Raw genomic sequence first — 25,913 nt, 5'->3', positions numbered from 1 at the left:
AGCGCCTTGGCCCCCAAAGCCCACTCGACAGCCCCCCCCGCGCCCCCCCCCCCCCACACCACCCCCCCCCCCGCCAACGGGATTCACGAGCTTCGGGTGACGCGGTGGTCATCCCGGAGGGTCGTCAGGGTTTGCGGGCCAGGGCGGAGACTACGAGTTCCTCCCAGACGCTGAGTTCGCTGATGTCGTCACCCGTGCTGTCGGGGGCGGGGTCCGGATGCCAGTGGGCGCAGGGGATGAGGCCGTCGTCGAGGAGTTGCAGGTCGCCGAAGAGGGCGCGGATCTCGTCGTCGGAGCGGAATCGGCCGCGGCCGAAGGCTTCCACGATCTTCTGGGAGGTGGCTGCGGCTTCCCGGGTGCGTCCGGTGCGGAAATGCGAGATGTAGACCTGGCTTTCGGAGGGAATCCGATCGGCCCAGTACTTCACCACGCCCGCGGGATCTTCTTCGTCGTTCACGAAGCTGAGCGTGATGCCGAAGAGGATGCCAACCGGTTCGTCGAAGTTGATGAGCCGCTGCACATCCGGATGCTCACCGATCGTTGCCGGCTCGCGCACGTCCGCTTCGATCACCGCGACATTCTCGTCCGGGACCATGAGCGCGCGACCGTGCGCCACCACGAACGGATCATTGTCCACATACACGATCCGTGCGTCCCGCTGCTTCCGGCGCACGACCTCGTGGACATTGATTTCCGCCGGTAGTCCGCAACCCAGATCGATCACCTGGCGGATGCCGCCGGCGGCGAGGTCACGCGCGGCACGCAGAATGGCTTGCCGGTTCGTGATCGCGAGTAGTTCCGAGCCGGGCAGATCCTGGGTGAAGTAGTCACCGAGATCCTTGTCGACACCGTAGTTATCGCGACCGCCCAGTACGTAGCTGTAGACGCGTGCCACACTCGGCCGGGATTGCCGTGCTCGCATGGCGTTGATATTCAACTGTCACCCCTTACCCTTCCGTGCACCTAGGTGGTCGAGGATCGCACGGTCCGCCCGCCGTCCTGCGGGACCTCGATCGGAGATCATTCCAGATCACGGCCGCGCGGAGCAGTCTTTCCCAATGACGATACCGGTTCACGCCCAGCAATCCGTCCGCACCGGAAGTTCTCCACCATCCTGCACAGCATCGCACCGAACCCGCCGCGAATGTTCAACTCGAGGGAATCGGCCCAACTGGTTTTGGCTAGGCTGGTCGACATGCCCCGCGCCCTCGCCGATCTGCCCTATTCGCACCATCTCCAGCCTTTCGACGGCGAGTTGGAGCCGGATCAGGACTATGACGCCATCCATGTGGCGGGGCGGCAGCTCGACGAAATCGATGGTCGCGGTGTCCGATTCAATGAATCCGCGGTCACCGATGTGACGGTCTCGGGAGGCACATTCCGATATGCCCGATTCACCGACGTGTGGATGCGGGGAGTGCGCTGGGTGGGGACCAATATCGGACAGAGCGGATGGCAGGATGCCGAACTCATCGATTCGGCGCTGTCCGGGATCGAGGCCGTGGGCTCGGAGCTGCGCCGCGTCCGGTTCGAGAGCTGCAAGTTCGAGTCGGTCAATTTCCGCAATGCCACGCTGCACGATGTGGAGTTCGCGGACTGTGTCCTGCGCGATGTCGACTTCGGCGAGGCCAAACTGCAACGTCTGCGTTTCCCCGGCTCGACGGTGGAACGGCTTGCGCTGCATCGGGCCCGGCTGAAGGATATCGATCTCCGGGGAGCCGTGCGGCTGGACGTCGCCAGCGGGGTGGATGCGCTGCGCGGCGCCACCATCAGCACCGCGCAGCTCATGGACCTTGCCCCGATCTTCGCGCACGCAGCGGGAATCATCGTGCGCGACAACTGAATCCAGGTCCCGACCGATCAGAACAGCGATTGCGCCTCGGCCGCGATCATGAAGCCGTGCCCGCCCGAATCACAGCGCACGCCGGAGGTCGACGACGTGCAGGCCGTGCCCCGCACAATGATGGTCGCGCCATACGGCAACACCTTGCCGCCACCCCGATTCGTCCCATCCACCGGAGAGCCGACGAAAACACCCTGGTTCATGCACCTGAACTCGGCCTTGCCCCCGACGACCTGGGCCGCTACCTCTCGGTTGGCCTGCGTGCCGCACCCGGAGAGCTGGGAGGGCACCGACGTGGCCTTCTCCAGCTGACATCCGGTACCGAATCCGGTCTCATTGATGAACCCGCACATAATGTTTCCGCTGGGCGACTGGAAGTAGTACTTGTCGCCCTGCTGGTAGTCCCGCGCGTCGACGGTCGCGTCATCGCGGGACGGCAGCGAAGTCGGAGCCGTGGCACCGCCGCCGCCTTGCTGCGCCACGGTCGTCACCGCCGAAGGTCCCGGAACGGCAACCGTGTCGTCATTACACGCCGTGAGCGTCGCCATCAGCGCGACGCTCACGATTGCGAACAGCTTTGCCTTCATTCCGCCTCCAGTCATCCCACCCCGACGAACTATGCAGTGAATCGGTCCTCATGATCGATTCGCTACGGTCCGCGCCCGTGCGGCGGCCCAAGAGAACCTTAGGCGGCGAAACTGTCTACTCGTATAAGGCAGATGCCCTAATTCTCACTATTCTGGAAGAGGGGGTGCTGCCTCGCGTCGCAGTGCTGCGTCGGCGCGAGGTGTTTCAGTTAGGGGGCATGACATCATGTTTCGACTTTCTCGCAGGGCCGGGCCACGGCTGGCCGTCGATGCCACGGCCCGCTCACTGGCAGGGCGGCGCGAGCTGGAATGGCTGACCGAGAACGCGGTCCGGGCCAGGTCCGCCGACGCCGGGTTCCGGCTCGGCGGCAAGGATGCGCCGGGGGTGCGGATCGGTGAATCCATTGTCGGCAACCTGCCGCTATGGGCTTCGGGGCTCGACACCCAGGTCGATATCTGGGGCCCTCGACGCGGCAAGACCACAGCCAGGGTGGTACCGGCGATCCTCGATACGTGGGGGCCGGTGCTGGTGACCTCGACCAAACGGGACGTCCTGGACCTCACTCGCGGCCTGCGGCGCGACAAGGGCGGCCCGATAATCGTTTTCGACCCGCACGGGATCGCCGAGACTCCCGGCGACGACGAATCGGACCAATATTGCTGGGATCCACTCGCCTGGGTGAATCCCGACTGTGAGGGCGGCGAGGTCCGCGCGGCGAAACTGGCCTCGCATTTCGCGTTCAGCGTGCAGCCCTCGGAGCGCCATTGGGACGCCGCGTATCTCTCGGACGCCGAGGATCTGTTGGCCGGGCTGTTCCTCGCCGCGGCGGTAGACCACAACGCCACCGTCCGCAGCGTCTGGGAATGGGTGACCAACCCGAGCGATATGGTGCCAGTGCAGTCCCTGCGCGAGCACGGTCGGCATTTCGCCGCGAACTCCCTTGCCTCGCAGTACAACCAGGATTACTACATCCGGGAGCGAGTCTTCGGATTCGCGCGGCGCATGGTGCGGTGCCTACGGAACGAGAACGTGCACAGCTGGGTGACCCCGGCCGCCTCCGACCGGGCCGTGCTCGACGAGCGCGAGTTCCTCCAATCCCATGGCACGATCTACGCGCTCACCGACGAAAGCCACGGCAGCGCGGCCCCATTGGTGAGTGCGCTCGCCGAGGCCGTCATCGATACCGCCATGCGGCTGGCCGGACAGACTTCGGGAGGTCGCCTGCGCGTCCCGCTACTGGCGGTCTTCGACGACGCGGCCCACACCACGCGCTGGCGCGAACTCCCCACGCAGTACAGCCGATTCGGGGAAGCCGGAATCTACGCCATGACGATGCTGCAATCGTGGAGCCAAGGAGTTCGCTGCTGGGGAGCCGACGGTATGACAGATTTGTGGCAGGCCGCCGATCTCCGCATAGTTGGCAGCGGATTGGACGATATCGACTTCGCCCAGAAGTACTTCGCAGCCACCGGATCCACCCGCCGGTTCTGCGCTACTGATCTACTGCGGCTGCCGCGAGGGCGGATAGTGATCGTGCCGACAGACAACAAGCCGGTCTTGGCGCGGACCATCCCGTGGTGGGAGAGCGAATATGCCGAGCAGGTGCGCCGAAACATTCGGCGCGACAACGACGGTGATGCGCCTACCGACCCGGTGTCCGCCGTCGAACCCACCCGCGTCACGGGCCTACCCAGCGAACCCGATTCCAGCTTGGAGGAGATCCGCCCTCCGGCGTGAGTCATCGCTCGTCCATCACGACCAGCCGCGCACCGCGCTCCTATCGTTTCGTCGTCGCTTCCCTGGTCGCGGCGACCAGTTCGTCGAGTTGACGTTCGGCGCGTTCCGCTCGGGCCAGGGTCTGGGCTCGCGCATCATCCAAGGTGGCCAACTGTTCGGCTGCGGCCTGCCGTGACTTTTCCAGCGTGGCAGCGGCTTCGGCCCGGACGGTCGCGATGTCCTCCGCCGCAGTTCGCCGAACCGTGGTCAGCTCGCCGCGCGTGGCTTCCAGTTCCGCGCGCACCCGCTTCAGTTCCTCGCGAGTCTCGGTGAGCACCTGATTGCGTTCGGCCACCGCCTGTTCGGCGCGATCGATCGCCCGCTCGGCATCCGCTGCCCGCTGCACCGCCAGATCCCGCTCCGCGCCCGCAGCGGTAATCCGCTGGGTGGCGTCCCGCCGGACCTGCTCCACCTCGGTCGCCGACTTCGACCGCGCCAGTTCGATTTCCTCGGTGGCCTGATCGCGGGCGTTCGCGATCTCTTCGGCGGCTTCCCGCCGAATGGTGCGTATCTCAGCTTCGGCCTCGGTGCGTGCGGCGAAGACATCATCGGCTGCCTGCTTGGTGAGCCGCTCCATCTCCCGCAGCGCGTCATCACGCGAGCTCAGCGCCTCGGCAATCCGCGCCTCCGCCGTATCCGCGACCTCCGCCGCATCCTCGGCCGCGGCTTCCGCTCCCACGCGCGCCTCTTCGGCTTCCCGACGCTGCTGTTCCGCAGCGACCGCGGACATCTCGGCCTCGGCGATCCGCCGGGCGGCATCCGCCTGCACGGCCTGAATCTGCGCCTCCGCCACGGAAGGATCAGCCAACGTCGACAACTCAGCCACCGCCGCACCCAGCGTCGTCCCCAGCTGATCAGCCAACCCACGAAACTGCACAAGCAGCTCATCGGCCCGCAACCGCGCCACAGTCACCGGACCCTGTTGCGTCACAGTGACATTAGCGGTGGGTGCCTCACCCTCCCCCTGCAACCGTCGCTGCCGCTCTCTCCAGGCCCGCCACCGCGTGTGATCAGGATGCTCACAGTATTCCGAAGGCCGCCCCGGCCCCCCGCCGCGAGTAATCGGTTTAGTACACCCCGGGTAGTTACAGATGCTCGACACCGCCAAATCGTAACGTTGGTTTCGTCATTCCCAACGCAACAACACGAAACGAAACCCAAACCGCCCGAATCCAATCCACCCCATCCTGACCCCCGATAAGTGAACGTTATCGGCGGTCAGAATCCACGCTCCCCCGGTCAACCGCCAAATCTATTCCGTTTACGTTTGGTTGGCGCACACGAAACGAAACGTCACGAAACCCCATCAAAAACTAGGCACCCCTGTACGGCTGTGCCAGTTCTCATCTGGACCGTAATTTCTCAGCCGATCCGGCGGATTGCTCAGGCATATGCGGATCAGCCTGGGAGTGGCGTTCGTGAATGTTGACGCCAGTCGGTGGGTGCGTCAGAAGACTTAAGAGTTGTGATGCCAATGCCGAACGGCGGCTTCAGTGCGAGTGCGCCCCGGCGGTCAGGGCCGCGTCCAGGACACCCGGGAAACGCTGGTTCACCTCTGCGCGCCGCAGGCTGACGAGACGATTGCGGCCGTCCTGTCGAGTGCTGATCAATCCCGCCTCGCGCAGCACCCGAAAGTGGTGCGACACGGTCGATTTGTGCACGTCGATGCCCTCGGCCGCCACTGTGCACGAATGCTCGGCGTCATCGGCCAGCGCTGCGAGCAGGCGCAGGCGCACCTGATCGGACAGGGCGTGCATGACGGAGACGAATTCGATGTCGTCCGCGGCAGGCTGGGGCAGGTGACGCATGGGGGCGAGACTATCAATAGTTTGATGGTTTGACATCTATCGAACCGTCTTCATAGTATGACGATCGTCAAACTATTGCGGGTTCCCGCACTCCCCCTCTCCTAGGAGCATCGTGTGAATACACGCCTCCCAACTTTGGCTTTGGGGACGTTCGCCATCGGCATCGATGCGTTCGTCACCGCGGGGCTGGTCGCGCCCGTAGCTGCCGACCTGCATGTTTCGACGGCGGCCGCCGGGCAGCTGGTGACCGTCTTCGCGTTCTCCTACGCGCTGCTCTCGCCGCTGCTGGCGACCGCGACCGCGCGGTTCTCGCGCCGGACGGTGCTGCTCGCGGCATTGACGCTGTTCGTCGTCGGCAATGCGGTGACCGCGCTGGCCGGGACGTTCGCGCTGGTATTGGCCTCGCGGGTGATCGCGGCGGCGGGCGCGTCCATGTACACACCGAATGCCACCGCCGTCGCGGCCGCATTGTCGGCGCCCGAGCGGCGCGGGCGGGCGATCTCGGTGGTGATCGGCGGGCTCACGGCCGCAACGGCTTTGGGTGTGCCGATCGGGTCGTGGATCGGTGGGGCGCTGAGCTGGCGGGCGACGCTGTGGCTGGTGGCCGGGCTCGGGCTGATCGCATTCGCGGGTGTTGCCGCGATGATCCCCGAAGTACGGCTGCCCGCGCCGTCGGGATTACGGGAACGCCTGCTGCCACTGCGCAATCCAGTCGTGGCGACCGGCTTGCTGCACGCCGTGGCGTTGTTCGGTGGAACCTTCGCCATCTACACCTACCTGGCGTCGGTGCTCGAACCGGCGACCGGCGGCAGTTCGGGGCGATTCGCGGTGCTGCTGTGGGTGTATGGCTTCATGGCCCTGGTGGCGAGCACGACGGGTGGGCAGTTGGTGGATCGGCTGGGCTCGCGGCGCATCATTCCCGCGACACTGATCGCGGTGATCGCGATCCTGGCCCTGGCGCAGGTCGCCGGGCAATCGTTCGGGACCGCGCTGGTATGGGCGACGGCCTTCGGATTCCCGGGCTGGATTTGGGCTGTGGCGCAGCAGCATCGACTGATGGAACTCGCACCGCAGGGTTCACCTCTACTGCTGGGACTGAATGCCTCGGCCCAGTATCTCGGCATCGGCTTGGGCGGTGCGATCGGCGGAATCGGCCTGCGCCAGTGGGGCTCCGGATCACTGAGCTGGATCGGCGCAGGCCTCGCCGTTCTCGCGCTAGCACTTCTGCTGGTCAGCTATCGAACCGAGCACATTCGACGCACCCCAAAGGATTCCATAGATTCAACCGCACCGAACGCAGCACTGACCGAGGCGTAAACGACTCCCCCGTGGCCGCGCATCGAGGGGGACATGAGCCGGGGTTTTGTCCAGATTGACCAGCCTCATGTCCCCCTGAACGTGTTCCAACCCGAGTGCTGAGGCTCTGTCCTACTGCGGCGCGGTGGTAGTGCGCTCGATCCATTCGGCGTAAGTGTCGGTTGACCATTCGATCGACGTGGCCGTCACTTCCGGGTTGTCCCAAGTATGTAACTCGGCTATCCGCTGGGCGAGCTGATCGCGCGCCGTTTCCGACGTGCGCAGCGTGACACGCCATTCCTTGCCTTCGCCGAGTTCGCCCAGGTGCCAAAACACCGAGGCTGCCGGTCCGGTGATCTCAGCCCCGGCAGCGAGGCGTTCGGCAACGACGGTGCGCGCAATGGCTTTCGCGTCATCCTCGGTCGGGGTCGTAGACGTCACTGACCACACTCTCGGCGCTCCCATGAATTCACCCTAGGTGGACGCATTCAACAGCCGTTAGCCTGTGACTGTGAGGGAGAGGTTGCGGCGTCCGCTGGTGTTTCTCGATGTTGATGGACCGCTGATCCCGTTCGGCGGGGCCGTTGGGCAGCGCGCGGGCTCACCGCTTCGCGATGGCCGGGATGGCTCGAACCCGCTTGCTGCACGACTCAATCCCACGATGGGGCCGCTGCTATCGACTCTCCAGTGCGAACTCGTGTGGGCCACGACCTGGACTCATGATGCCAATCGGTACATAAGCCCGATTCTGGGCTTGCCGGACCTTACCGTGATCGAGTGGCCGGATTCGCAGGACGATCGGATCGACGCGTGGTTCGGGTTGCACTGGAAGACTCGCACGTTGGTTGAATGGGCTGAGGGGCGGTCGTTTATTTGGATCGATGATGAGATCGGTGACGGCGATGAGGAATGGGTCTCGGCACACCACGGCGGCCGCGCTTTGCTCCATCGTGTGGACCCTCGGGAAGGGTTGCAGCTCAGTGACTTCGACATCTTCACCGCATGGCTGGGTACATCTGCCGAAGCCCGTTGATCATGTAGAAGAAGTGGTTGAGTCATGGACGTCTCAAGGGCAGGTGGTGGTGAGGGGGCCGCCGCGCAGGGCCGAGTCGATCAGCTGCTGGAACGCCGGGTCGATGGGCTCGACGGCGTGATCGACCGAGCGGCCTGGACAGAAGGATTGGACGCTGGCGTTGGTGGCTCCGGGGAGCGGGTTCTTTTCTCCTGTGCCGTTTTCGGAGAACAGGTGGTAGGCGGGTACACCTGCCGAGATCGCTGGGTCGGCATTGAGCTGGTTGACGAAATCCGAGCCCGGCGCGAGATCGCGGCAGCCCGCGGAGACTTCGGCGCACAGCTTCCCGAGGGGTTCACCCTGCTCGGGTGTGCCGTAGTCGACGTAGGTGCCAACCTGATCGATGCCGCCGAGGAACTTCACAAACCAGCGCTGGGCCAGACCGCCCATCGAGTGTCCGATCAGATCGACGCGCTGCGCGCCGGTCGCCTGCCGGATCTCCCCCACTTTCGCGGCGACCGCCTGGGCGGACTCGACGATCGATGCGGTTCCGGTCGGACTGCCCGACAGTTCCATCACATAAGCCGGGTATCCCCGCGCACCGAGCCAGGCCCGCAGTACTTCCAATCTGCCTGCGTCGCCATTGAACCCGCCGATAACCAGCACCGGACGCACACTGTCATCCGCATGCGCGACGATGGGGCCGACCGCCATTCCTAGTGCCGCGCAAAGTATTACGGCGGCCAGTCGAGCGAACCGTACGAGCATGAACATCGACCTGCTTTCGAAGGTGGCCCGACTATCGCCACGAATCGTACCCACCGCTCGCTGCCCCCTTCGGTCTGTCCTGGGCGGGGACCTCGAGTACTGGAACATTTCTTCAAGACAGGTCCGGTTGTCGCCCAGCAGGGTTGGTGGCATCACGGATCGATTGAAGGAGGGCTCTTGGATGAGACCGTCGCAATGCCGAGCGATTATCTCGCTGATCGGCACCGGTTCACGGCTGGATGCGTTCACCGACAACGGCCCGCTCGGCAACCGCGACTTCGCCGATCTCGTTCAGTAGGAAGGCGTAACCCATGCGAATTCTCATCTCCGGCGCCAGCGTCGCCGGGCCGGTGCTGGCGTACTGGCTGGCCAGGCACGGATTCTCGGTCACCGTTGTCGAGCGTGCGCCGACTCTGCGCAAAACCGGCGGGCACGCGGTCGATCTGTTCCGGCCCGCCGTGGACATCTCCGAGCAGATGGGTGTGCTTGCGCGCGTCGAGGAGCGGGCCACCGGCACGAGCCGGATGACTCTGCACCGGGAGGGCACGCGGCGTCCGGTCCGGGTGGATCTGTCGAAAGTCTTCGGCGGCACCTCCGAGCGGCATGTCGAGATCATGCGGGACGATCTGAGCGAGATCTATTACGACGCAACGCGTGACGATGTCAAGTACGTCTTCGACGATTCGATCACGGCAATCGGACCGGACGGTCAGGTGCGGTTCGAGAAGGCGGCCCCGCGCCGCTTCGACCTCATCGTCGGTGCGGACGGACTGCACTCCAATGTTCGCCGACTCGTCTTCGGCGACGAGTCCCGGTTCAGTGAGTTCATCGGTGCTTATCTCGCGGTGATGAGCCTGCCGAGCGATTACGGTCGCGACGGCGAACTCCACATCCATGTCGGCGTCGGCCGGACCGCCGGGATCTACACCGCGCGGCACCTCGACGAGGCGCGTGCCCTCTTCCTGTTCCGCAGCCCGTGCGAACTCGAGTACGGGCGTGACGACGTGCCGGGGCAGAAAGAGCTGCTACGCACCGCGTTTCGTGGCCTCGATGCCGATGTGGACCGCTGGCTGGACGAGCTCGAGCGCACCCCGGCGTTCTACTTCGACTCGATCACCCAACTCCGCATGGACACCTGGTCGCGAGGCACGGTGACGCTGGTCGGGGACGCAGGCTACTGCCCCGGCCCCGCGGTCGGCGGCAGCACCAGCCTGGCCGTCGTCGGCGCATACGTTCTCGCCGGGGAGCTCGCGCGGGCGGGCGGCGACCATGAACGCGCCTTCCCCGCTTACGAACGCGCGATGGCCGAGCACGTCCGCGGCAGCCGCGCGGCCGCGCTGAGCGCTGCGAAAACCCTGGTCCCCACATCCCGCCTCGGCGTATCGGGATTGGCTCAGGGCGCTCGCCTGATCTCCGCCCTACCCGCGGGACCCAGTCGCGCCCTCCTCCGCCTCGCCTCCAACACCGCACGCCTGCACAACTCCATGACCGTCGAGGACTACCTCCGCTCGCCCACCGCATCAGGAGGACCATTCACACTCACGGGAGACGCCGGAAGCGGGCTCGCAGTGGAGTGAGGCCTGGTGTTTCGAGTGCCTTCGTGTGGCCCAGTCACATCGGACGTAAAGGTCAGGGCCGCAGGCAGATCGCGGTCCAGCCGTGTCGCTGGGGCACACCACGATCAATGAGAGTTAGGCCTGGGAATACGGACACCGGCGGCGTGGAGCTTGGTCTCGAGAAGCGCGGCCCCCCGCGTCGTCGCCGATGTCTGCTCTTCGCCGTGGTGGGCGATCAGCGTGTACCGAGTCGCCGTATCGGTGCGGGCTTGCAGGGCGGTCATGACCTTCAAGTGCTCGGGGTTCGCCAGGAAGTGGTCGGCCATCTCGGAGGCGAGCTCCGCGACGCGCGGGTCGTCCGGGTCCCAGTCCGTGGCCTCGGCGGCGCGCTTGATCAAGGCGACGTACCGGGGATCCTCGAGGGCGAGTTCGAGATGGACGAGGTAGTCGTCGAAGCCTTCCGGGACAAGGGCTTTGGCCAGCACCCAGCCCTCTCGGGTGGTTGCCACCTCGCCCGCGGGGAAGCCGAGCCCGGCCATCCGCTCCAGCAGCGCCACCGCGCGGTCGCCCAGCAGTGCCGGATCGCCATCGGCGAGCCGGTGGAGGGTGTCGCGCCGCGCGATCAGCTCCTCGATCCGTGCGTTGAGCTGCCGCTCGACGTCGGCGACCGCGTCCGCGAACAGCGCGGCATCGGTATCGAGCAGGGATCCGATCTCGGCCAACGGCACCCCGGCGGCCGCCAGCGTCCGAACCCGCACCAGCCGCAATAACTCCCGCGATCCATACCGCCGGTAGCCGGAACTGTCCCGGTCAGGCTCCGCTACCAGGCCGAGCTTGTGATAGTGCCGCACCGTCTTCACCGTGACACCGACGAATGCCGCCGCCTGCCCGATCGTGACCCCATTCCGCATGAGCCCAGCCTGCCTTGCGGTCACAGGAGGTTCAGTGCGAGGGCTATGGTGCCGGACGTCGCCACGATCGACGTCACGCCGACATGCATCCCGATCGACAACCGAATGTCCTTCTCACGCCAGGCAAACCAGTACCCCGGGAAGGTGAAGATCACCCGCGATACGAACACCCATGGCGACCACAGGTGGTACAGCGCGAACACGACCGTGCTGACCACCGGAGCCCATCCGCGCAGATGAGCGATGCGGGGCAGCAGGAATCCGCGGAAATACAGCTCCTCGATGAGCGGCAGCGAGACTCCGGTCAGCGGCAGGCAGATCAACACCGTGATGAGCAGTGTCGAATGCGAGTATCCGCGAGGTCGAGATAGGTGTTGTTGCCGCTGCCGCCGGTGGCCGCGAAGGGGAGCCAAGTGAAGAACCCTTTGAAGAAATTGTTCAACGGTGCCAGCGCCACCCCGAGCACAATCATCCACGCGATGAGCGGAATGACCATTGCCACAAGCTTTCCGCGTGCGAGCGGCCTGTCGGTGTAGTGCAGCACGCCGCGTAGCGAGAAGCGACCGTTGCCCTTTCGGCCCAGCCATAACAGGCCGAGCAGGAGTGGAATCAGGATCAGGCACAAGGCAATCGCCCAGCCCAGGAAGACCGGATAACCGATCGCGTCGGCGAATGGTTCGCCGACGAGCAGGTAGGCGGCGACGATCAGAACGCCGGGGACAAGATGCAACACGATGGACAGCGGCAGGGAATGGCGGTCGCCCAACAGCCGCTCGACAATCCCATTAGGCCGTGTGTCTTCGATGACGGACATGACGAGAACTCCTCGAACAGTTCATGAATGGACGGGACGGCAGAACACCTCGTTGACGAGCCGCTGCTGGGCCTGCTGAAACGGCAGCGCCACCGACATTGCGGAATCGTCGACACAGGTCAGCGAGGCGATCATGGTCTTGGCACCATCGGGCGTGGAGTACATGAGCGTCGCGTAGCCCGCATGGCCACCGTTGTGGGTGATGACGGTGTCGCCGTCGGCCGTGGTCGCCACGAACACTCCCAAGCCGTAATCCATATTCGGGATGCCCGTCGGATACGGCGTGCACATCTCGGCCAGCAGCGAGGGCGGCAGGAGCTTGCCGCTCATCAGCGCGGACATGAATGTGGCCAGATCCTGGGTGGTCGAGATCATGTCGCCGCCGCAGGGGTTCCAGGACGGGTTGTGGCGGGTGATGTCGACCGTCTTCTCTTGGCCCGCTTCCTCATACCGGTAGTAAGCGTGGGCATGCGGCTCGGGAATCTCCGGCGAGGTTTCCGGCGTGACGGTGCCCGACAGCCCGAGCGGTCCCAGGATCAGTCGCTGCATCTCCTCGGGGAACGACCGCCCGGTGACCCGCTCGATCAGCAGCCTGGCGAGCACGTAGTTGGTATTGGAATAGCTCCAGCCCGTCCCCGGCTCGAACCGCAACCGCTTGGACAGTGCGAGCTCCACCAGCTCCTGCGGCCGGAAGGTCTTGAACCGGTTCTCCACCCACTCCTGACCCCACGGGGTACCCGGCGCGGGGATCCCGGCCACGATGGTCCCATCCTCATTGAGCTCTCCGGTGAAGTTGAATACTCCGCTGGTGTGCTGCAACACCATTCGCACGGTGATCCGCTCATCCAGATCGAACTCCGGCAGGTAGTCGACCATCGGGCTGTCCAACGCGATCCAGCCCTCGCCTACCAGTTGCAGGACCAGGGCCGCGGTGAACGTCTTGGTATTGCTGGCAATCCGGAAGTGCCCGTCGGTCGGCGGCCGCACGCCCCCGCCCAGCTCGGCCTCCCCCGCGCTGCCGACCCACTCCCCCTGCTCATCGTGCACGCGCAGCGACGCCCCGACGAACCCGGAATCAACGATCTCCTCGATCAGGGTCTGCAACTGCGGCCGATCCTGCCCGAAAGCCTTGATGGACATGATGTTTGCTCCTTCGAATCTGGTGTGTCCCGTCGGCGTCTTGCCGCTGCGACGAGCCTGCACCCCGACCCAAGGTCAACCTCAATAGTGACCTAGCCCACACCCGCTTTCGGAATCCTGCTCTCGGGCCTGGCCGCGGCCACAACCGCCGGTGCCCAGAGTGCGGCTGTGGAAGCCGCGCCGGTCGCGAATTCCGGCTCGAGCCAGCTCGTGCAGTCCGGGTCCGGCACCGGTTCCGCGGGCCTCGACATCCCCACCGCGATGATTCTGTGCAAACTGACCGGCGGCGACTACGCGCTCGGCATCGGGATGGTGGAGCCAGCCCCCAGCGGCTGCTTCGGCGGTCTCCTCGGCAAGGAGCGCATTCAGCTCTGATTTGTAGGGCATGCGGTTTCGCATTTCGGACGCTGCTGGGCTCGCCGAGGGATCAGGTTGTGTACCAGGACAGTATGAATGCCACGAATGCTGCGGCGATTACTGCGGCGGCAAGGGCCTTGGCCAGGCCTGGCCGCCATCTCTGGAGGCGGTCTGCTGCGACGAATGCGGTGCCTATCAGCACTATTGGCAGTATTGCCGGGACTATCAATGCCACCAGGGGGCCGATGATCCAGCCCGCGATGCGGAACTTTCCCCAGGTGAGGCCTAGTAGCAGGGGGATCACTATGGCACCCGAGATGCCGCCGATCAGTGCCTGCCAGGGGTTTTCGCCGATCCAGGGGACGCCCGGTCCGCCGATGTCGAGGAGGTCGAGGGTGGACCAGATGCCCAGGAGGAGGATCGCCAGGAGTGTGCCCCAGAGTGCGAATCTGTAGTGCCACTTTTGGATCGGCGTCCATTTGACCTGACGGCCGTGATGCATGGTGGCGGTGGTTACGGCGGCCCAGATCAGCCAGCGGCGGATTACGCCGGTTCCGGTTTTGGCCATCGCGTCGCGGAAGATGCGGTCGGCTTGGTCGCGTTCGATGACGCAGTTGGCGATGTAGCTTGCGGTTTCGTCCGCATCCAGTACGAGTCCGTCGTGCAGGATCGCGGCGGGCAGGTGGGCACCGGTTTTGGGGACCAGCCAGGTCAGGTAGGACGGGACGGAGGTGAGGTCGGTGGTCCAATTCTCCAGATCCGAGGGGACCAGAATGGTGCCTACGCCTTTCGGGGCATCGTCGTCGTAGCCGATTCGGCGCAGGAGCCGGAACTCTTCGCGGCCCTTGACCTCGTTGAAGGTTCGCTCGAGGGCGATGGTGAGGTCTGGCCGCAGCTCATTCACGTCGGGCGCGGGAAACATGGGAGGCGGTGCGGCCGGAGGCGGTGGCGCGGGTGGAGGCGGGAGTGGGGGTGGCGCTTCAGGTTCCGCCGCCTCGGCCGCGGGAGCCGCCTGGGTTCGTACCGACTTGACGTCGACGGTCTCGTTGACCATCACCGCCCCGGGCCCGACATCCGCCGCGGCCGCCTCTTCCGGTGCTCCGCCTCCGTCGTAGAACGACGAGCCATTCTGCTCGCCATCGAGCTTCATCGCCTCAGCGTGACACCACCGCCCGGTGCCGGAGGGCGTCCCGGAACACAGCAGGTGAAATGCAACCGAGGTGAGGCGTGATTGTTTCCTGTTCGGTTGCTCGGCGGGGTGCCCATGTGCAGTCGATGCACACCGGCATCGCGCGCCGAACCGTGCCCGCTACGCGTGGACTACCGCGTTCGAGCCCGCGTTGCCATGACCGCGGTCGCCACGCCCAGGGCGGTGAGGACGGTGATGCCGATGGTCATCAGTCGTGCGGAATCGACCAGGGAGTCGTCGCCGAGGCGGATGAGGGTTCCGGCGATGGCGGAGGTCACGGCGTAGGCGATCAGCTGGGTGGTGTTGAGGGCGGCGGCGGCTTTCGCGCCCTCGGCCGGGTCGTCGGTGCTGCTCATGGCGGCGACGCTCAGGTGCGGGAAGGCCAGGCCGATGCCCGTGCCCGCGAGGAAAAGCACCAGGGCCCAGCCGATCATGAGGATGCCTGAGGCATTGTCGGACTGGAGTAGGCCGTAGGCGATCAGGCCGCCCGTGAGCATCAGCGGGGCCACTCGGATGGCGCGGCGCGCGGCGCTCGCGGTGAGGCTGACGCTGAAGACCTGGGCGACCACCCACCCGACCGAGAGGGCCGCGCCCAGCAGGCCCGCGACCAGGGGCGAGAGGCCGCCGAGCTTCTGGCCGAACAGGGGGATGAAGTTCTCGGTCATCACTCCCGCACACAGGGCCGCGACGGTCAGGTAGACCCATTTCAGCGAATTGCCCTGTGCGTAGGTGAGTTTCGGGAGGACGCTCACCGAACACTTCCGCTCGACCACGAGGAACGCACCGATCAGCGCGACACCCACGGCCAGCGTGATCGCGGTGGGCGCACCCGGCGACACCGTGGAGCTCAGACTGAATGCGGTGGCCGCCAACGTCAGCAGCACGAGCGGAACGACCGGGATCGGGGTGCGATCGGAGGCCGAGCCGCCGCCGCGCGGCAATGCCCAGCGGGTGAGCCCGGCCAGCACCAGCGCGACAGCCAGCAACACCACATACGCCCACCGCCACGCACCGAGCTCCGCGAACACCCCGCCCGATGCCGGGCCGACCAAGGTCCCCACACCCCACATGGCCGAGACCAGACCCGCCGCACGAGCCCAAAGACGTTGCGGTAGAGCGGTTCTGATGACCGCGTACCCGAGCCCGGCCAGCAATCCGCCACCGAAGCCCTGCACGACTCGCCCCGCGACCAGGATCTCCATGGTCGGGCTGGACGCATTGATCGCCGCGCCCAGCGCGAACACCGAGAATCCCGTCAGGTAGGCGGCCGCCGCGCCCCACGACCCGAGCACCCGACTGACCAGCATGGATGCGATCACCGCCGCCATCAGGAAACCCGTTGCGACCCAGGCGTAGTACCGCTCACCCCCGATGTCCTCGACGATCGACGGCATCAGCGCGGCGGTGAAGTACAGGTTCATCGCATACAGCGCGACCCCGCCCGCGAGGATCGACACGGTCGCCGCGTGCCGTCCCGAGAACAGCTCGGACCACCGTCCGATGTCTTCGCCGCCGACCTCCGGGATCGCGTCTTCCGGTGTATTCCCGTTTGTCACAGCGGCATTTGAAAGTGTTCGACTCACAAGAAGCTACGCTAAAACTTCAAGTTTCCTTGAAGTCAAGCGAGAGCGCCGCATGAAACAAACCCCCACCGATCTCCTGACCATCGGCGACCTGGCCAAGCGCGCGGGCGTAGCAACCTCCGCCGTCCGCTTCTACGAGGACCAGGGCCTGATCACCTCGATCCGCACCTCGGGCAACCAGCGCCGCTACCCCCGTCACGTCCTGCGCCGCCTGTCTCTCGTCCTGTTCGCGAAACGCCTCGGCATCCCCCTCGCCGAGGTGGCCGAAGTCTTCGCGACCCTCCCCGAAGACCACATGCCCAGCAAACGCGACTGGACCCGCATCTCGAAACGCTGGTCCGACCACCTCGAGGCCCGCCGCCGAGAACTCGAACAACTCCAATCCGAACTGACCGACTGCATAGGCTGCGGCTGCCTGTCCCTCCGCCGCTGCTACGTCCTCAACCCCAGCGACGCTCTCGCCGAACAAGGCTCCGGCCCCCAACGCCTCCTCCATCCCGACCCCGAATCCCCCGAAGACTGATCGCATTCACCCCGGGACGGGGATGTCGAGGATGGCGAGGAAGGCGGTGGCCGCAGGGGTGCGGGTGGTGTGGTTCCAGACGACGTATTCGATGCGGGCTGGGGCATCGGTTACTTCGATGGTGGTGACGCCGGTCAGTTGGGGGACGAAGGCGGAAGGGAGCATGGCTATCGCGAGGCCCGGGGAGACCAGGCGGGCTATGTAGTCGGCGGTGGTTACTTCGAAGGCGACATCGCGGGTGAGGCCTGCGGCTTCGAAGGCTTGGTCGGATTGGATGCGGCCCGCTGTGCCCGCGGGGAGGTCGACGAAGACTTCGGCGGCGAGAGTGCGGAGGTCCACCGATTGTTCGGCCGCGAGTGGATGGTTGGGCGCGACGACGGCGACGAGCTGGTCGTGGGCGAGGTCGTGGGCGGCGACCCCACGGGGCTGCGTAGTGGTCGGCAGGCCGAGGAACGCCACATCCAGGGATCCCTCTGCGACTTGGTCGGCGAGGTCCTCGCTTGCGCCTACCCGAAGGCTGATGCGCACGTGCGGGTAGCGCTCGCGAAAGTCGCGCAGCGCGCTCGGGATATCGACGGCGGCAACTGTGGCGATCAGCCCTACGGCCAGGCGGCCGCGGATCTCGCCGATGGCCGCGGCGACCTCGGCTGATGCGCGGTCGGCGGCATCGAGGCATTGGCGGGCGGCAGGGAGGAAGGCTTCGCCCGCCGGAGTGAGGCGGACCCGGCGGCTGGTGCGTTCGAACAGGCGGGTACCGAGTTCGCGTTCCAGGCGGGCGATTTGGTGACTGAGGGCGGATTGGACCACCAGGCAGCGTTCGGCGGCGCGGGTGAAGCTGCTCGTCTCGGCGACGGCGATGACATAGCGCATTTGCTGAAGCTCCATGGATCAATCGTGTATCACGATTGATGGAGTGACAAACATGTGTTGGACTCATTGATGGGAGACGGGTGAAATTGGGGTGTGAAAAGTTCAGTAGTACAAGGGGTTTCCGTCGCGAAGGGCGCGACCCAAGGGGATCTGCGTCGTACTGCCCTGACAGCATTCGCTCCGCTGGTGTGGGGCACCACCTATGTCGTCATCACCGAGATGCTCCCACCGGGACATCCGCTGTTCGCGGGAATCATGCGGGCCCTGCCCGCGGGCCTGATCGCGCTCGCGTTCACCCGCACGCTGCCGCGCGGAATCTGGTGGGTGAAGGCCGCGGTACTCGGCGTCCTGAATATCGGCCTGCTCAATGCGCTGCTGTTCATTGCCGCCGAGCGTCTTCCGGGAGGTGTGGCCGCCACCTTGGCCGCGGTCCAGCCGCTGGTCGTGGCCGCGCTCGCCGTCATCGTCCTGCACGAGCAACCCTCCGCCTGGCGCATCGCCTGGGGGGTGACCGGGGTGGTCGGCGTCGGGTTCGTGGTGATCGGCCCGAACGCCGCACTCGACCTCACCGGCATTGCGGCGGGCCTGGGTAGCGCGGCCTCCATGGCGTTCGGCTTGACCCTCACCAAACGCTGGGGACGTCCCGCCGAGGCCAGCCCCACCACGTTCGCCGGTTGGCAACTCACCGCGGGCGGCCTGTTCCTACTGCCCGTCACGCTGTTGATCGAAGGGCCGCCGCCCGCAATCGATCTCACCGCAGCATCCGGCTACCTCTGGTTGGGCCTGGCGGGTGGCTTGGTCGCTTACGTGTTGTGGTTCCGCGGCATCGGCGCATTGCCTGTCACTTCGGTCGCGGTCCTCGTTCTGCTCTCACCGCTGATGGCCGCGGTTCTCGGCGTCATCGTCCTCGGCCAAACCCTGGGCCCGATCCAACTGGTCGGATTCGCGATCTGTCTCGCCGCGATCGTCGCGGGTCAGCTTCCAGCGCCCACCCGCTCACACAACTGAATCCCGGAAGGATCTCGCCATGCCGAACAAGAAAACCATCCTGGTCACGGGCGCGACCGGTGGCCAGGGCGGCGCTGTCGCCCGCAACCTGCTCGAAAACGGCTGGGCGGTTTACGCCCTCGTCCGCGACCCGAACACGGAGCAGGCCAAGAATCTCGAAGCCCTCGGTGCGGAACTGATCACCGGCGACCTCGACGACCCACGGTCGCTGCGTGCGGCGGCGCATGGCGCGTACGGCGTCTTCAGCGTGCAGCCCGACAACTTCCCCTACCCACACCCCGAAGCCGAAGTGCGACAGGGCAAGAACGTGGCCGATGCGGCAGCGGCAGCCGGTGTCTCCCACCTGGTTTACAGCTCTGTCGCCGCCGCCGACTACAACTCCGGTGTCGCGCACTTCGAAACCAAGACGCGAATCGAAGCACACATCGACGCCCTCGGCCTACCCACGACGGTGCTGCGCCCCTCGTTCTTCATGGAGAACTGGCCATACCTGTTGTCGCAGAACGAGAACGGTGAACGAACCGGCTCGATCGCGCTGCACCCGGACACCCCACTCCAAATGATCGCCCTGAACGATATCGGTCGAATCGCCGAGGAAGCCTTCACCCACCCGGCCGAATTCATCGGAAAGAAACTCGAAATCGCAGGCGACGAACTGACCTCGCGCCAAATCGCAGCAGCCCTCACCGACTCCGACGGCATCCCGACCACCATCCACCACCAGCCGATCGCCGACCTGCGAGCCCAGGCCCCAGAGGCAGCCAATATGTTCACCTGGCTCGATGAACACGGCTACCGAGCCGATATCCCCACCCTCCGCGCCCGCCACCCCGGCCTATTGAGCTTCCAGGAATGGCTGTCCACGCAGCGGTAGCGGCTGGCACGATCGGCCGCGTTCAGAGCGTGAGTGAGTTCATAGAGCAGGCGCCACTTTCGTGACTACGTTCTTGGATATGGACAACGACGGACCCAGCCGGACAGCGCTCATCACGGCGTATGCCCGCGCTTATCACCAGATCGCTGACCGACCGCCGATCTTCACCGACCCCCTGGCGGTACGTCTGCTCGGTGTCACCGCAGAGGGATTGGCCGAATTGGTCACGGCCACAACCGATCACCTCGCTATCGGGGCCAGCGATCGGCCGCGGCGACTGTTCTTCGCCGCACGGTCCCGCTTCGCCGAGGACGCCGTGGCTGCGGCCATCGCCGCTGGTGTGCGGCAGGTCGTGATCCTCGGCGCGGGCCTGGACACCTTCGCCTATCGCAATCCGCGCCCGGAGGTGCGTGTCTTCGAGGTCGATCACCCCGCCACCCAGGCGTGGAAACGTGAGCGCCTTACTGCCGCCGGAATCGACCGCCCCGAGACATTGACCTTCGTGCCAGTCGATTTCGAAACCCAGACGCTGGCAGCAGGATTGGAAGCCAATGGGTTCAAACGGACGGACCCGGCCGTATTCGTGTGGCTCGGCGTCGTCTTCTATCTGACTCCGGATGCCGCCCACGCCACTCTCGAATACATCGCTGGTCAGGCCCAGCCGGTCGAGGTGATCTTCGACTATCTGCAGCCTGCGAACAGCGACGAAGAGCGTGCGCATCAACAGGCACGTGCCGATCGGCTGGCTGACGTCGGCGAACCCGTGTTCAGCTACTTCGCCCCCGACGACATCGCCGCACAGCTGCGCGCCCTCGGCTTCACCGACCTCGAAGACCACTCCGCCCCCGACCTCGTCACCCGCTACCTCGACGGATCCGCAACATTCGAAGGAGAACCGCCCAGCGCGCTGCGCGCGATCCGCATGCTGCGCGCGATCCGCTAAGGGCCGAGCCGATCGACCAAGCCTTCCAAACCGCTTCGCGCAATGGCCATATCGCCGATATCCAACCCGTAGGTGACCTCATACCAAGGTCCGAGTCGGTGCCACACCAGCGCGCGTTCGCGAAGGGCGTCGGTGACCCCGTATGCCACGCCGACAGCCTCTGCGAACTCCACGGGTGTATCGAAAAGGCACCAGGCAAGGTCGACCGCGGCGTCACCGATGTGGGTGTCGCCGAAGTCGATCACCCCGGTGACTCGATCTCCATCGACAAGGACGTGCTCCGGTCCGAGGTCGCCATGCACGACCGTGTCCGCAGGGAAATCCGCTATGGCATCGAGGACCGCAACCGCCTTCTCTCGAAGCTCGACCGGAATCAGCGGCAGCACATCCACCCGGAGACGATCCGTGTTCCTGAGCCGGTCGCGCTTGGTGTGCGCAGCCGGAAGCAATCCATGCGCAACAGCGTCCGCCACAGGACTGCGGTGCAGCGCCTCCAGAAACTCACCCACGGCCCGACCGTGCTCACTCGACGGCGCGACGATCTGATCACCCGAGACAAGCGCATGCCGAACCACCAGCGGAGTTTCGCTGAGCACCACGGGAATTGGCACGCGCAGCGGTAGTCGAGGCGCGAGCCAGGGCATCAGCACGGTCTCGCGCAACAGTTGCGCCGAGACCTCCGGTCGCCGTGGCCGACGCTCGACCCAGCCATCGACCAGAGTGGCCGAGCTATCCCATCCTCCGGAGTACTCCACGGCTCGACGGTAGAACACGGCCGAGTTCGGAGACATCCATTATTTCCGCGTCAGCGCGAGAGCGCCGCGAGGATCCGGTGAAGTATCTCGGCGGCTTCGCCGATGCCGTCGATCTCGGTCAGGATGCCGCGACCGCTGTAGAGCTCGACTATCGGCGGGATTTGAGTGCGATAAATCCTGAGGCGCTCGCGGACGACTGCCGGATCGTCATCGGGGCGATGCTGTGCGGTGAAGCGAATCTCGCAGCGCGCGAGAACCACGTCATCCGGCACGATCAGCTCTATCACGCGGTCGAGGGTCTGATCGGCGGCTTCGAGCAGGGTGTCGAGGGCGAGGGCTTGGCTCAGGGTGCGCGGGTAGCCGTCGAGGATGTAGCCCTTGGCCGCGTCGGGCTCGGCCAGACGCTGGGCCAAGAGCGCCGCGACGAGGTCATCGGAGACCAGTTCACCCTTGGCGACCATCGCCTGAGCTGCCAGGCCGATCTCGGTTCCGGCGCTGACGGCCGCGCGAAACAGCTCGCCGGTGGAGATGTGCGGGATTCCGAGTTCGCTCCGCAGCATCTTCGCCTGCGTGCCCTTGCCCGAGCCGTTCGGTCCCAGTAAGACCAGCCGCATCCGTGACTCCAATCAACTAGAACACGTCATGGGTTTCCGCGCCCAACCCTATTCATCGAGGAGTCCTGCGAGGCGGGCGGTATTGAGATAGTCGCGGAACAGCAGGACTTTGTGGTCGCGGACTCGCACGACATTGATCGAGGCGGGGACGCGCTCACGGGCTGCGTTCGGGAGGGTTACGTCGACCTCGTTTTCGACGAAGAAGAGCTCGGGGTCGGCGGTTTCGTAGACGTGCGGGAAGGTTTCGTGCACCTCGCCGACGGGGTCTTTCCAGGCTGCGGTGAGGAACTCCCGGATGGCTTCCCGGCCCTGCACGCGAGGGGGCAGATCCGGGATCGTGTACGGGAATTCGACGACGCCGTCCTCAGCCATGTACTCCGCGAACGCATCTGCGTCGCGGGCGGCCAGGCCGCGGAACAACTGCTCGACCAAATCCTTTGCGCTATTGCCGGTTTCGGGCATGCTCTCCCCTTGGATAGTGTGCGATCCGTTCCAGTCCATCCTGATCGCGGTTCATCCCCTTGTCACCAGGAGATCCACGCGGTAGTCGGCCGGGGAGATGTTCTCGCTTGTTCGGGGGTAGGGGTCCAGGGCTATCACTTTGATTTCGTAGCCATCGACCGTGGCGGACATGGGGAATTGGGGAGTGGCGTGGAGTTCGGGGGTTGATTGGGTGGTGGGGGTGGTCACCGTTGTCAGGATGGTTGCGTCACCTGCCCACACGCAGGTGGCGCCCTTGGGGCAGCGGCTGTCACCGGAAACCTCGCGGAACAGGATCGTCAGGTGGTCGTCGTCCAGGTGGGCGGTGCTGCCGGGGGCGAGGTTGAATTGGGTGCCGAGGGCAGCCGTTACCGAAGTCGGTGGGGATGGGTCGGATTTGGCGGCGCAGGCTGGGGTGAGCAGGAGTGCTAGCGCCGCTATCGGCCATCGCGGGAAACGCTTGGTGCCCATGCTGGCCGATCATCCCACGGTGGGGACCTGGGTGGGGTCGGGGACGGCTTCCTTGCGGGCAACCAGGCCGGAGATCTGCGAGAGGGGGATGTGGGGAATGAGGAGTGCTATGACGAACGCGGCGGCTACGGCGGGGAGCAGGTAGGCGAAGACTGGGACCAGGGCGTCTACGTAGGAGTTGACGACGGCGTCGTGGAGGGGTTGCGGGAGACGGTTGAGGACCGCGGGCGGGAGCGCGGAAGGGGTTACGCCGGACGGCGTTTCGCCTTGGAATGCGGTGGTCAGGTCTGCGGTCAGGCGGTGGGTGAAGATCGAGCCGAAGATGGCTACGCCCAGGGCCCCTCCCATTTCGCGGAAATAGTTATTGGCGCTGGTGGCTGTGCCGATATCGGTAGAGGGCACCGCGTTTTGGACCAAGAGCACCAGGAGTTGCATGACCAGACCTAGGCCCAGACCGACTACGAAGAGCATGGCGGAGACCGTCCAGGCGGGCGTGTCAGCGTCGAGTTGGGTCATCCAGAGCATGCCCGCGGCCATGAAGGCCACGCCCAAGGGTGGGTAGACGCGGTAGCGGCCGGTTCGGGTGACGGCGGCCATGGCGATGGCGACGGTGAAGAACATGCCGATCGTCATGGGGATGGAGAGCAGGGCTGAGGTGGAAGCGGTTACACCGGTGGCCATTTGGAGAAACGTGGGGACGAAGGCCACCGAGGCGAACATGATCAGGCCGACTATGAAGGCCAGGGCGGATGTGGTGGCGAAAGTGCGGTTGCGGAACAGGCGTAGCGGGAGCATGGGTTCGGCGGCGCGGGATTCGACGAGGCCGAAGAACGCGATCACCGCGAGGGCGGCGATGATCATGGACACGATTGCCGGGGAGGTCCAGCCGTAGCGTTTGCCACCCCAGTCGCTGATCAGGATCAGCAGGGTCGTGCCCGCGGTCATCAGTAGGGCACCGAGATAGTCCGGGCGGACGGTGGGACGTTTGCTCGGGATCGTGAGGTAGCGGGCCGCGATTATCAAGGTGGCCAAGCCAATTGGGACATTGATCCAGAAGCACCAGCGCCAGCCGATATGGTCGGCGAACTCGCCACCGAGAATCGGTCCGGCCACCGAGGTGAGACCGAGGATCGCGCCCATGGGGGCACCGTATTTGCCGAGATCCTTGGCAGGCACCACATCCGCCATGGTGGCCTGGGCCAGGATCATGAGGCCACCGCCTCCCGCACCCTGGATGGCGCGGAAGGCGATGAACTCCCAGAAATGCGTGGAGACGGCCGCCCCCAGCGAGGCGACGGTGAAAATCGTGATGGCGAAAAGGAATAGCCGTCGGCGGCCGAACAGATCGCCGAACTTGCCGTACATCGGCATGACGATGGTCGTCGCCAGCAGATAGGCGGTGGTCGTCCACGCCATGTGCGGGATACCGCCGAGCTCGCCGACAATGGTCGGCATGGCCGCGCCGGTGATCATCTGATCCAGGCTGGCCAGGAAGAGTGCCGCACTGAGCGCGGCGAAGATCAGCCAAATCCGACGCTGCGTCATGACGATCGGGGTGCTGCCCGCCGGGGTGGTGACAGCCGTCTCTGGAATCACCACTGCACCGGCAACTTCCGCAGGCCGCCGGTGAAGATCTCTTCGCGCTGCGACAGTTGCGCCGGATCGACGGCCAAGCTCATGGTGGGGAATCGCGAAACGAGTTGCCCGAAGGCCACTTGCAGCTCGATGCGGGCCAGGGGTGCGCCGATGCAATAGCGGGAGCCGTAGCCGAACAGGAAGTGGGCCGCTTCCTGACGGGTGATGTCTATGCGCTCCGGATCGGTGAACACGCTCTTGTCGTGATTGGCCGAGGCGATGCCGAGCAATACCAGGTCGCCCTCGGGGATCTGCACGTCACCGACCTCCAGATCATTGCGGGCGTACCGGGGAATGCTGCTGGCATCGCAGGCGCGCAGCAGTTCCTCGGCCGCGCCGGCGACCAGATCCGGATTCTTGTGCAGCAACCGCCATTGCTGCGGGTTCTCCAGGAGCATCAGGACGCCCGCGCCTATCTGGACCGCGGAGGTTTCATGTCCGGCGAAGAGCAGAACCATTGCGTGCATGGCGATCTCGTCATCGGTGACATCCTCGACCGCACAGAGCCGAGACACCACGTCGTCGCTGGGATGACGCCGTTTGCGCGCTACTAGGTCATTGCAGTAGCCGTACAGCTCGGTGTACCCCTGCTCCACCTTCGCCCGATCGGTGACATTGCCGACCAGCTCGACCCATTCCCGGAATTGATTCCGCTCCTCATAGGGCACGCCGAGCAATTCGCAGATCACCAGCAGCGGCAAGGGCAGCGACAGCGCCTCTTGCAGGTCGGCCGGTGACCCCTGCTCGGCCATATCGTCGAGCAGCCGCGCGGTGATCTCCTCCACCCGAGGCCGCAACTCCCGCATCCGCTTCGGCGAGAAATGCGGTTGCAGCAGCGCCCGCATGCGCGCGTGATCCGCGAGCTCGGTGTCGTAATTGCCGATCGGGCCGCCGGAGAAGGCCGCCTCCCCCAGCCGCGGCGCGGTGTCCGGCGTCCTATGTGACCGGCCGAGCCGTGGATCATTGAACAATTCGCGCACCAGGTTGTACCCGGTCGCCAGCCAGGCCGAGTCGCCGGTCGGTGTGGTCACCTGACTGATTCCGGAGCCTTCGCCGGTGACGGGGCAGATCCCTCGAACCGAATTCTGCATGTCGATTC

The 25,913-nt window shown here is 65.5% G+C and carries 29 protein-coding genes; 10 read left to right on the top strand and 19 right to left on the bottom strand.

Annotation, left to right across the window (positions count from 1 at the left end; all coding sequences use genetic code 11):
- Positions 1-124: 124 nt before the first annotated feature.
- Positions 125-922 carry an SAM-dependent methyltransferase gene (locus AB0N05_RS13665; protein WP_364692223.1) on the bottom strand — a complete coding sequence of 266 codons (798 nt, stop codon included), beginning with the start codon at positions 920-922 and terminating at the stop codon, positions 125-127.
- 273 nt (positions 923-1,195) lie between these two features.
- Here AB0N05_RS13665 and AB0N05_RS13660 point away from each other — a divergent pair, with 273 nt between their 5' ends.
- Positions 1,196-1,843 carry a pentapeptide repeat-containing protein gene (locus AB0N05_RS13660; protein ID WP_364692220.1) on the top strand — a complete coding sequence of 216 codons (648 nt, stop codon included), beginning with the start codon at positions 1,196-1,198 and terminating at the stop codon, positions 1,841-1,843.
- A 17-nt stretch (positions 1,844-1,860) separates the two neighbouring features.
- Here AB0N05_RS13660 and AB0N05_RS13655 read toward each other — a convergent pair whose 3' ends face one another.
- Positions 1,861-2,430 (bottom strand): DUF6636 domain-containing protein, encoded by a 570-nt coding sequence (locus AB0N05_RS13655; RefSeq protein WP_364692217.1) that lies wholly within the window; start codon positions 2,428-2,430, stop codon positions 1,861-1,863.
- Between the two features lie 226 nt (positions 2,431-2,656).
- Here AB0N05_RS13655 and AB0N05_RS13650 point away from each other — a divergent pair, with 226 nt between their 5' ends.
- Complete coding sequence (locus AB0N05_RS13650) at positions 2,657-4,168, top strand: TraM recognition domain-containing protein (RefSeq protein WP_364692215.1); 1,512 nt, start codon at positions 2,657-2,659, stop codon at positions 4,166-4,168.
- A gap of 40 nt (positions 4,169-4,208) precedes the next feature.
- Here AB0N05_RS13650 and AB0N05_RS13645 read toward each other — a convergent pair whose 3' ends face one another.
- Together AB0N05_RS13645 and AB0N05_RS13640 are read right to left on the bottom strand one after the other, a co-directional pair.
- A complete protein-coding gene (locus tag AB0N05_RS13645) occupies positions 4,209-5,138 on the bottom strand; it encodes a hypothetical protein (protein WP_364692212.1) in 930 nt (309 codons plus the stop codon).
- Between the two features lie 559 nt (positions 5,139-5,697).
- The gene (locus AB0N05_RS13640; protein ID WP_364692209.1) at positions 5,698-6,015 is read right to left on the bottom strand and encodes a metalloregulator ArsR/SmtB family transcription factor; all 318 of its coding nucleotides are present in this window, start codon (positions 6,013-6,015) and stop codon (positions 5,698-5,700) included.
- 114 nt (positions 6,016-6,129) lie between these two features.
- On the opposite strand from AB0N05_RS13640, the gene AB0N05_RS13635 reads away from it, so the two are divergent.
- Positions 6,130-7,332 (top strand): MFS transporter, encoded by a 1,203-nt coding sequence (locus AB0N05_RS13635; protein WP_364692206.1) that lies wholly within the window; start codon positions 6,130-6,132, stop codon positions 7,330-7,332.
- 111 nt (positions 7,333-7,443) lie between these two features.
- On the opposite strand, the gene cutA is transcribed toward AB0N05_RS13635, so the two are convergent.
- Complete coding sequence (cutA, locus tag AB0N05_RS13630) at positions 7,444-7,752, bottom strand: divalent-cation tolerance protein CutA (RefSeq protein WP_364692203.1); 309 nt, start codon at positions 7,750-7,752, stop codon at positions 7,444-7,446.
- Between the two features lie 70 nt (positions 7,753-7,822).
- Between cutA and AB0N05_RS13625 the strand changes: the two genes are divergently transcribed.
- On the top strand, positions 7,823-8,344 hold the full coding sequence (locus AB0N05_RS13625) for an HAD domain-containing protein (protein ID WP_364692200.1): 522 nt from the start codon (positions 7,823-7,825) through the stop codon (positions 8,342-8,344).
- 33 nt (positions 8,345-8,377) lie between these two features.
- Here the strand turns inward: AB0N05_RS13625 and AB0N05_RS13620 are convergent, their stop codons facing one another.
- Positions 8,378-9,091 (bottom strand): alpha/beta hydrolase, encoded by a 714-nt coding sequence (locus AB0N05_RS13620; protein WP_364692197.1) that lies wholly within the window; start codon positions 9,089-9,091, stop codon positions 8,378-8,380.
- 311 nt (positions 9,092-9,402) lie between these two features.
- On the opposite strand from AB0N05_RS13620, the gene AB0N05_RS13615 reads away from it, so the two are divergent.
- Complete coding sequence (locus AB0N05_RS13615) at positions 9,403-10,668, top strand: FAD-dependent monooxygenase (RefSeq protein WP_364692195.1); 1,266 nt, start codon at positions 9,403-9,405, stop codon at positions 10,666-10,668.
- 104 nt (positions 10,669-10,772) lie between these two features.
- Here the strand turns inward: AB0N05_RS13615 and AB0N05_RS13610 are convergent, their stop codons facing one another.
- From AB0N05_RS13610 to AB0N05_RS13595, 4 genes are read right to left on the bottom strand one after another with little or no spacing between them, the layout of a single operon-like run.
- Positions 10,773-11,558 carry a MerR family transcriptional regulator gene (locus AB0N05_RS13610; RefSeq protein ID WP_364692192.1) on the bottom strand — a complete coding sequence of 262 codons (786 nt, stop codon included), beginning with the start codon at positions 11,556-11,558 and terminating at the stop codon, positions 10,773-10,775.
- A gap of 20 nt (positions 11,559-11,578) precedes the next feature.
- Complete coding sequence (locus tag AB0N05_RS13605) at positions 11,579-11,884, bottom strand: CPBP family intramembrane glutamic endopeptidase (RefSeq protein WP_364692190.1); 306 nt, start codon at positions 11,882-11,884, stop codon at positions 11,579-11,581.
- Entirely contained in the window at positions 11,878-12,372 is a 495-nt protein-coding gene (locus AB0N05_RS13600) for a hypothetical protein (RefSeq protein ID WP_364692187.1), read from the bottom strand. The genes AB0N05_RS13605 and AB0N05_RS13600 overlap by 7 nt, the downstream gene beginning before the upstream one ends.
- A 21-nt stretch (positions 12,373-12,393) precedes the next feature.
- Entirely contained in the window at positions 12,394-13,512 is a 1,119-nt protein-coding gene (locus AB0N05_RS13595; RefSeq protein ID WP_364692184.1) for a serine hydrolase domain-containing protein, read from the bottom strand.
- 168 nt (positions 13,513-13,680) lie between these two features.
- On the opposite strand from AB0N05_RS13595, the gene AB0N05_RS13590 reads away from it, so the two are divergent.
- Positions 13,681-13,887 (top strand): hypothetical protein, encoded by a 207-nt coding sequence (locus AB0N05_RS13590; protein WP_364692181.1) that lies wholly within the window; start codon positions 13,681-13,683, stop codon positions 13,885-13,887.
- A gap of 52 nt (positions 13,888-13,939) precedes the next feature.
- On the opposite strand, the gene AB0N05_RS13585 is transcribed toward AB0N05_RS13590, so the two are convergent.
- Complete coding sequence (locus AB0N05_RS13585) at positions 13,940-15,019, bottom strand: DUF1353 domain-containing protein (RefSeq protein ID WP_364692179.1); 1,080 nt, start codon at positions 15,017-15,019, stop codon at positions 13,940-13,942.
- A gap of 170 nt (positions 15,020-15,189) precedes the next feature.
- Positions 15,190-16,614, bottom strand: a complete 1,425-nt coding sequence (locus AB0N05_RS13580; protein WP_364692176.1) for an MFS transporter — start codon at positions 16,612-16,614, stop codon at positions 15,190-15,192.
- 79 nt (positions 16,615-16,693) lie between these two features.
- On the opposite strand from AB0N05_RS13580, the gene soxR reads away from it, so the two are divergent.
- A complete protein-coding gene (gene soxR / locus AB0N05_RS13575) occupies positions 16,694-17,164 on the top strand; it encodes a redox-sensitive transcriptional activator SoxR (protein ID WP_364692173.1) in 471 nt (156 codons plus the stop codon).
- A gap of 6 nt (positions 17,165-17,170) precedes the next feature.
- Here soxR and AB0N05_RS13570 read toward each other — a convergent pair whose 3' ends face one another.
- Positions 17,171-18,049: a LysR family transcriptional regulator gene (locus AB0N05_RS13570; protein WP_364692170.1), complete on the bottom strand. Its 879-nt coding sequence runs from the start codon at positions 18,047-18,049 to the stop codon at positions 17,171-17,173.
- 78 nt (positions 18,050-18,127) lie between these two features.
- On the opposite strand from AB0N05_RS13570, the gene AB0N05_RS13565 reads away from it, so the two are divergent.
- The 3 genes from AB0N05_RS13565 (at position 18,128) to AB0N05_RS13555 (ending at position 20,859) form a co-directional block, all read left to right on the top strand.
- Positions 18,128-19,042, top strand: a complete 915-nt coding sequence (locus AB0N05_RS13565; RefSeq protein WP_364692167.1) for an EamA family transporter — start codon at positions 18,128-18,130, stop codon at positions 19,040-19,042.
- Positions 19,043-19,061: 19 nt separating this feature from the next.
- Positions 19,062-19,916 carry an NmrA/HSCARG family protein gene (locus AB0N05_RS13560; RefSeq protein WP_364692164.1) on the top strand — a complete coding sequence of 285 codons (855 nt, stop codon included), beginning with the start codon at positions 19,062-19,064 and terminating at the stop codon, positions 19,914-19,916.
- 79 nt (positions 19,917-19,995) lie between these two features.
- On the top strand, positions 19,996-20,859 hold the full coding sequence (locus AB0N05_RS13555; protein ID WP_364692357.1) for an SAM-dependent methyltransferase: 864 nt from the start codon (positions 19,996-19,998) through the stop codon (positions 20,857-20,859).
- Here the strand turns inward: AB0N05_RS13555 and AB0N05_RS13550 are convergent.
- Genes AB0N05_RS13550 through AB0N05_RS13525 form a run of 6 tightly spaced genes read right to left on the bottom strand, consistent with a single transcriptional unit; the run spans position 20,856 to position 25,905 of the window.
- Positions 20,856-21,614 carry a phosphotransferase gene (locus AB0N05_RS13550; RefSeq protein WP_364692161.1) on the bottom strand — a complete coding sequence of 253 codons (759 nt, stop codon included), beginning with the start codon at positions 21,612-21,614 and terminating at the stop codon, positions 20,856-20,858. The two genes, AB0N05_RS13555 and AB0N05_RS13550, sit on opposite strands and share 4 nt — an antisense overlap.
- Positions 21,615-21,664: 50 nt before the next feature.
- Complete coding sequence (locus AB0N05_RS13545; RefSeq protein ID WP_364692158.1) at positions 21,665-22,228, bottom strand: adenylate kinase; 564 nt, start codon at positions 22,226-22,228, stop codon at positions 21,665-21,667.
- Between the two features lie 48 nt (positions 22,229-22,276).
- A complete protein-coding gene (locus tag AB0N05_RS13540; protein WP_364692155.1) occupies positions 22,277-22,690 on the bottom strand; it encodes an SgcJ/EcaC family oxidoreductase in 414 nt (137 codons plus the stop codon).
- A 51-nt stretch (positions 22,691-22,741) separates the two neighbouring features.
- Positions 22,742-23,179 carry a hypothetical protein gene (locus AB0N05_RS13535; RefSeq protein ID WP_364692152.1) on the bottom strand — a complete coding sequence of 146 codons (438 nt, stop codon included), beginning with the start codon at positions 23,177-23,179 and terminating at the stop codon, positions 22,742-22,744.
- Positions 23,180-23,188: 9 nt separating this feature from the next.
- Complete coding sequence (locus tag AB0N05_RS13530) at positions 23,189-24,775, bottom strand: DHA2 family efflux MFS transporter permease subunit (protein WP_364692149.1); 1,587 nt, start codon at positions 24,773-24,775, stop codon at positions 23,189-23,191.
- The gene (locus AB0N05_RS13525) at positions 24,772-25,905 is read right to left on the bottom strand and encodes a cytochrome P450 (RefSeq protein ID WP_364692146.1); all 1,134 of its coding nucleotides are present in this window, start codon (positions 25,903-25,905) and stop codon (positions 24,772-24,774) included. Before AB0N05_RS13525 ends, AB0N05_RS13530 begins: the two co-directional genes overlap by 4 nt.
- Between the last annotated feature and the right edge of the window lie 8 nt (positions 25,906-25,913).

Origin of the sequence: Nocardia sp. NPDC051030 (assembly GCF_040683015.1) — a bacterium.
GTDB lineage: Bacteria > Actinomycetota > Actinomycetes > Mycobacteriales > Mycobacteriaceae > Nocardia.
The sequence above is the reverse complement of the archived record's forward strand: the minus strand, read 5'-3'. Positions and strand labels throughout refer to the sequence as shown.